Origin of the sequence: Vibrio sp. OPT46 (assembly GCF_015163535.1) — a bacterium.
Lineage (GTDB): Bacteria > Pseudomonadota > Gammaproteobacteria > Enterobacterales > Vibrionaceae > Vibrio > Vibrio alginolyticus.
Genome location: NZ_JADDYG010000092.1, coordinates 95,308 through 101,699, shown reverse-complemented (window position 1 = coordinate 101,699; position 6,392 = coordinate 95,308). Strand labels below are relative to the sequence as shown.

Genomic DNA, 6,392 nt, shown 5'->3' with positions numbered 1-6,392 from the left:
TTCTATTGCGCGAGTAAAGGCGCAGTGGTGAACCTTACCCGAGCGATGGCATTGGACCATGGTGCGGATGGGGTAAGAATTAACGCCGTATGCCCAAGCTTAGTAAAAACCAACATGACGAACGGCTGGCTGCAGGAAATCCGCGATAAATTCAATGAGCGCATTGCGCTTGGCCGAGCAGCCGAACCTGAAGAAATTGCGTCTGTCGTGACTTTCTTGGCAAGTGATGACGCATCTTTCATTAATGGCGTAAACCTACCTGTAGACGGCGGTGCCACCGCATCAGATGGTCAACCTAAAATAGTATAAGCATTAACACTGACTGAGCAGAATTTTTAACTGTAAGGTATCCACGCCAAAAAAGAGCCGAGTTTGTACTCGGCTCTTGTGTGTCTGTTCTTAAGCCTGCGACGTTGCTAAACCTGCCGACGCGCCGCCTAATAACACATGATTAAACTCCATTCGAGATTCTTGGGCTTGTTCAGACAGTTCTTGCTTCTTCTGTTGAGCCAACTCAAGCGCTTCGGTTAGTTGCTGTAGCTCTGCTTGCATCTCTTCTGGTAAATGATGGTCCGAAAATCCAGATTCACAGCTGTGTTCTAAGGCAAATGCGCGAATTCTCTTACGCATGCTCATCAGGGCCGCCATTGCTTCGCGCTCTTCTTCAGCCGCCTGTTGAGCTAAGTCTTTAAAGCGCTCAAATTTCGCCAAAGCCATTCCCTCTGTTGACCAAGGGTCAATTTCCGGCAGTTCTTCAATGTTAATGGTTGGCTCTTCGTATTCTGCTTGATGTTTAATATCTAGGCTCGCCGCGCGAACAAAGGACACCATCAACATCACCGAGATAACTAACAACGGTAAACCGCCCACGATCGCAGCGGTTTGTAATGTCGATAAACCTCCCATGAACATTAGAACGGTTGGCAGAAAAGACAAAGTAAACGCCCAGAACAAACGGTTCCAGCGCATCGGTTCTTCCGTCACATCATTTTGAACCACAGACGCAAGAATGTACGAGATAGAGTCAAACGAAGTCGCCGTAAAAATGATACACAATAGTGTAAAAACACCAATAACGATTGGCCCTAACGGTAATGTGTCTAACGTTGCAAAAATAGCCGCTGGCGCGCCTGATTCGTTGAGGATTGCGATGACATCAAGCTCACCCGTCAATTGCAACGATAAACCATAGTTACCTAAAACAATGAAGAATAAGAAACAACCTAAAGAACCGTAAAATATAGAACCTACGACCATCTGTTTGATCGTTCTTCCACGCGAGATACGCGCAACAAACAATCCCATACAAGGAGCAAAGACTAACCACCATGCCCAGTAGAAAATAGTCCAGTCTTGCGGGAAGTGTGTATCTGTAAACTCACCATAACCACCAAACGGCTCCGCCCAGGTAGCCATAACAAAGAAGTTAGACAACATACGACCAATAGAATCTAAGCCTGTTTCTAACATGAACACGGTTGGCCCAAGGGCGAGTACAAAGAGTAACAAGCCCATCGCACCCCAGAAGTTAATGTTACTAAGGAATTTGATCCCCTTCTCAAGCCCTGCATACGCGGAGTAACCAAAAATCGCAGTACAGAGAAGTAATACAGCCACTTGGCTGAAGGTATTGTTTGGAAGACCGAAGATATGATGTAGACCACCGTTGATAAGAGGCGCTGCTAAGCCAAGCGTAGTCGCCGCGCCACCCAACATACCAAAAATAAACAGCACATCAATAAACTTGCCAATACCACCGTTTGCGCGCTTTTTTCCTAATACAGGCATTAACGCACTAGAGATTTTCAAAACAGGTTGTTTGCGTACATAAAAGAAGTAAGCGATAGGCAGAGCAGGAATAAGGTAAATTGACCAAGCGATCGGTCCCCAGTGAAACAGACCATAAGTCGCGGCCCAGCGAATGGCTTCTTCACTGCCTGCTTCCAACTGAAATGGTGGTGATTGATAGTAGTATGCCCACTCGATACACCCCCAATACAGAATACTTGCGCCAATACCTCCACAAAATAGCATTGCAGCCCATGAGGCGTTACCAAATTCTGGTTGCTCGTCGGCTTCACCAAGTTTGATTTGGCCAAGATCGCTGAACACGGTGTAAATCATAAAACACATTGCTGCGATACCCAGTGCGAGGTATAACACACCAAGCTTATCGGTCATGAAAAATTTGGCCGAAGCTATCCAATCCGCACCTTGTGTGGGAAATAAAATTAAGGGTATAACGACGCTGAGTAAAAGAAAGAGTGAGCCTAAGAAGGTAGGCTTATCGATGAGAGAAAATGATTTGTCCATATTATATATCCTTATGTTTTCAAAGGACATGATCTACACTTCTCACAACTTCGCCAATTCACAACACTTATCGTTACCACAAGAATAATTGTCTTTAAAAGATGCATTATGTGACGCTGATTTTGTATTCATTATTTGATGCCATAGCGTTTAAATACGGCAACTTTTCTGCCACACCATCCAGCGCTCTCTACCTTTAAAAACCTCAACAATGTTTGCCACCACTGAGGCTTCCACAAGCTTAAACGTCGGTTCTAGATAACCCTCCAACTCCCCACTTCGCAAACAAAATGGAGGGAAGCGAGAGTGGTACTTATCATCTATAACGAAATAACCAATTAACAAACCGTCTCTTGGCAGCAATTTATCCACCATAGCAAAGTAATCTGGCCACTGGTCTCTCGGTAGTTCAGCGAGAAAGGATTGATTTTGGCGCAACATGGATGGATGCAGAACTCGCAGCCCCAGCCAATGACAGCGCTTGGCAGACGTTCAACGCCAAAGTGACATTCCCCAAAGCGGGCTACTACGAAGTTTGGGCAAAAGCGACTGATGACCAAGAGGTGGGCCAACCTTTTGCTATCGCATGGAACCCGAAAGGTTACCTCAACAACACCTTCCACCGAATCGCGCTGATTGTTAAGGGTTAAACATGAAGGGGGAATAACAGTGAAAGCAACATTCTTAAATAAGCGGGTTTTCCCGCTCTCGTTTACTTTTCTCGCGCTGTTAAGTTACTCAGCCTTAGCAAACACTGACGAGTTGATAGCCGCAGGCGAACAGCAAGCGATGGTGTGTAAAGCTTGTCACCAGTTTGAAAAATGGAGGAAGTGTTTGTGGGGCCGCCGCCTCTTTGGGGCTTAGCAGAGCGTGATATTGCCGGCGTCAATTACAGCGAAGCCATCAAACAGCATCAAGGTCAATGGGACGCAGAAAAACTGGATGCTTTTTTTGGCGTCACCACCGGAGTTTGCTCCGGGCACAAACATGGTCTTTCCCGGCGTAAAAGACCCGGGTGCGTGAGCCGCAATCATTGCATGGCTAGCAACCCAAAACCCTACGCCACCAGATTGGAATACTGTTTCATCTGAAGTGGAGGTCAAATCAGCTGGTGATGGGATATTAGCGCCAGGAGAGAATATGGAACTCGTCGCGGCAGTCTGCTCAGCCTGTCATTCGTTACACATGGTCACACAACAATGACTAAGCCATTCTGAAATACCTTTCGACCTATTATGGGGGGTAACTCCCGCCTTTAAAACTAACGCTTATTGATATTTTACATACGTATTCTTCCTATGTGAGTATCCCCTCAACAGGAATAGATTGAAGTAACCTCTGTTATTTCACAGTATGTATCGATGAGGTTTAAAAGATTGAAGGCAGAAGAGTTTTTTGACAACCATTACCTTTCTATTTGGGTTTTTCTTGTTGGCGTGGCAGTCATTACCTTGATTATGATGGGAGGCGGCATTGCAGTAACGTTGCTGGCAATATTGATTGACCAGTCGTCTGAGCACTTAACTACTGATACTTTCTTGGCTCTAAACTTTTCTTTTGCTGGGGTCATGACTCTACTGCTTGTTATCCCAAACATGATGATTGTTAGAGGCAAACCTAAAGCGGCAGAAATCAACTTAATCAATATTTACTTTCAGTTCCTTGTTTACGCTCTTGGCCTATTCCTTCTTGAAGATGAACATAAACTTTTTTTTGTTAGTTTTGTACTTTTTCCTATTATCGGTCTCTGGCTCATGGCATCGACCAAATATCATACATTTGTGACTTACTTTTCAGCGATTAAAAAAGAACCAGACAGTTTCCGCGAATACTTTCTAAAGAATTCTCATTGACGACTAACGTTTCTGCCACACCATCCATTGCTCTCTGCCTTTAAAAACCTCAACACTGTTTGCCACCACTGAGGACTTCACAAGTTCAAACGTGGGCTCTAGAAAAGCTGCCAACTCCCCACTTCGCAAACAAAATGGAGGGAAGCGTGATAGGTAATTATCATCAATGACGAAAAAACCAATTAGAAAACCTCCGCTTGGCAATAATTTATCCACCATCGAAAAGTATTCTGACCACATATCTCTCGGTAGTGCTGCGAGAAAGGCCCGCTCGTAAATGACATCAAACGAGTGAGAAAAATCGGCATTAAATACATCACCCAATACGACTTTATCTTTGTAGTTACCTAACGTTGATTGCGCCATTTTTACCGCTTCTTGGCTGTAATCCATCGCGATCACGTCATGCCCATATTGAATAAAAGTGCTCAGTTCATAAGCGGCACCACACCCAGGAATAAACACTGACTGGCCTACATGAAGTGAATTGTCGAGATAATCCTTGAGTTCTTGAGGTGTCGATTGGGCATCCCAAGGCATAGTGCCTCGGATAAACAAATCATCCCAGAATTGTGTGTTAATCATTGGTGCCTGTTTCATTTACCCGCTCCCTGATTGCGGTAGTAAAAAATAAAGGGATACGCAGCGCAATGTGATATCCCTTTTCTAGCCTTTTGTCTGACGTTGTTAGTTTTTTATGACAACCACTTTCTACTGCACTTATGCCACCAATGAGTTAACTGCGAAGATCATTGATTAACGGCTGCTCCGCTTGGTTCGGTACAAACTGGACATTGCCTTTCAGTTTAGTGACAGACTGGAGTGTTGCTTGAATGTCCTCTGCTGATACATGCACATCATGACAACAGAAAGTAATGGCATCGTTGAAGCCATCGCGCTCAATTTTCAAGGAGCCTTTAATATCGTGGCGACGACAGACTTCTTGGATCTGATGCGGATAAACAAACAGCCCTTTTACTTTCACCGCGGAGTCTGCTCGTCCCATCCAGCCCTTAATTCGTGCATTCGTGCGTGAAGAATCAGAACTTGTCTCTAGATATGCCGATAAATCTCCCGTTGCGTAGCGAATCAGCGGGAACTTCTCATCAAGCGAGGTTACAACGACTTCACCGACTTCTCCCGGTTGTACAGGAACACCATCAGGATCAACGATTTCAACAATAATATCTTCGGCAATCACTAATCCTTGTTCACCAGACACTTGATAAGCAATCAAACCAAGCTCTGCACTTGCGTAGGCTTGAAAGACTGCAATGCCTTTTTCCTCAAACATCTGTTCCATGTCTGCTGTAACCGCTTCACCAGAGACCAGAGCTTTCTCAAAGCTAGGCAGCTCATTGTATTTCTCTTGGTACTTTTGTAGCAACGTCAGCAAATACGAAGGTGTGCCAGTGTAACCATTAGGTTGAAGCTGTTTAATTGCCTCTATTTGCGCTTCGGTATTGCCTACTCCAGCCGGAAATACCGCACAGCCACAAGCCCTTGCGCCACCATCCATAATAAATCCGCCAGGAGAGAAATGGTAAGAGAGCGTGTTATGCACTAAATCACCCGCACAGAACCCAGCAGCGTGAAACGCGCGCCCCATACGCCAGAAATCGGCCTCATCCGTTTGAGCCTCATACAACGGCCCAGGAGATTGGAATACGCGCGCCATTTGACCAATGGCAACGCTATTTAAGCCACCAAACGGCGGTTTAAGTTGCTGCTGATTAGGTACATTGAACTTACGTGTAATCGGGAACTGAGCAAGCCCTTCACGATTGTTTGCCAATGTAGGATCTAACTCAGAAAAATGCGCTGCGTAATGTTCGCTATTGGCTTTCGAATTCTCAATCAGTGCTGGCAAACGTTGAAACAGCGACTCTTCTCGCGCCTGTAGAGACAACGATTCTTTCGCATCAAATAGTTCGTTCATCCTTGCTCCTTACAACCAACGCTTACGACGTTTGTAAGATTTCAGATTCTTAAAGCTCTTGCGATCTTCATCGCCGCCGCCAAGGTAGAATTCTTTTACGTCTTCATTGTTTAGCAATTCGTGCTTGCTGCCATCTAGTACGATTTTGCCTGATTCCATGATGTAACCGTAATCGGCCGCTTGAAGAGCGAAGTTGGCATTCTGTTCAACCAAAAGCATGGTAATGCCTTGCTCTTTGTTGATCTTGTTAATAATGCTGAATACTTCTTTAACTAGCAGCGGAGAAA

The 6,392-nt window shown here is 45.1% G+C and carries 6 protein-coding genes and 3 pseudogenes; 4 read left to right on the top strand and 5 right to left on the bottom strand.

Translation table 11 applies throughout. The features are described from left to right. Positions 1-309, top strand: a 309-nt coding sequence (locus IQR33_RS32260) for an SDR family NAD(P)-dependent oxidoreductase (protein ID WP_228013744.1), incomplete at its 5' end; no start/stop codon positions are given. A gap of 90 nt (positions 310-399) precedes the next feature. Here IQR33_RS32260 and IQR33_RS03875 read toward each other — a convergent pair. Both IQR33_RS03875 and IQR33_RS03870 read right to left on the bottom strand, forming a co-directional pair. Beyond that, positions 400-2,313 (bottom strand): BCCT family transporter, encoded by a 1,914-nt coding sequence (locus IQR33_RS03875; protein ID WP_193837957.1) that lies wholly within the window; start codon positions 2,311-2,313, stop codon positions 400-402. 150 nt (positions 2,314-2,463) lie between these two features. Beyond that, positions 2,464-2,754 carry a hypothetical protein gene (locus IQR33_RS03870; protein ID WP_193837956.1) on the bottom strand — a complete coding sequence of 97 codons (291 nt, stop codon included), beginning with the start codon at positions 2,752-2,754 and terminating at the stop codon, positions 2,464-2,466. On the opposite strand from IQR33_RS03870, the pseudogene IQR33_RS03865 reads away from it, so the two are divergent. The 3 genes and pseudogenes from IQR33_RS03865 to IQR33_RS03860 form a co-directional block, all read left to right on the top strand. Next, positions 2,739-2,963, top strand: a pseudogene (locus IQR33_RS03865) (molybdopterin containing oxidoreductase); the annotation flags it as partial. The gene IQR33_RS03870 and the pseudogene IQR33_RS03865 sit on opposite strands and share 16 nt — an antisense overlap. A 76-nt stretch (positions 2,964-3,039) precedes the next feature. Next, positions 3,040-3,513, top strand: a pseudogene (locus IQR33_RS32255) (c-type cytochrome); the annotation flags it as partial. 176 nt (positions 3,514-3,689) lie between these two features. After that, the gene (locus tag IQR33_RS03860) at positions 3,690-4,166 is read left to right on the top strand and encodes a hypothetical protein (RefSeq protein WP_193837955.1); all 477 of its coding nucleotides are present in this window, start codon (positions 3,690-3,692) and stop codon (positions 4,164-4,166) included. Positions 4,167-4,169: 3 nt separating this feature from the next. On the opposite strand, the gene IQR33_RS03855 is transcribed toward IQR33_RS03860, so the two are convergent. The 3 genes and pseudogenes from IQR33_RS03855 to IQR33_RS32250 all read right to left on the bottom strand — a co-directional run. Continuing rightward, positions 4,170-4,766 (bottom strand): methyltransferase domain-containing protein, encoded by a 597-nt coding sequence (locus tag IQR33_RS03855; RefSeq protein ID WP_193837954.1) that lies wholly within the window; start codon positions 4,764-4,766, stop codon positions 4,170-4,172. A 136-nt stretch (positions 4,767-4,902) separates the two neighbouring features. After that, complete coding sequence (locus IQR33_RS03850; RefSeq protein ID WP_033906431.1) at positions 4,903-6,105, bottom strand: phenylacetate--CoA ligase family protein; 1,203 nt, start codon at positions 6,103-6,105, stop codon at positions 4,903-4,905. 9 nt (positions 6,106-6,114) lie between these two features. Next, positions 6,115-6,392: pseudogene (locus tag IQR33_RS32250) on the bottom strand (ABC transporter ATP-binding protein); the annotation flags it as partial.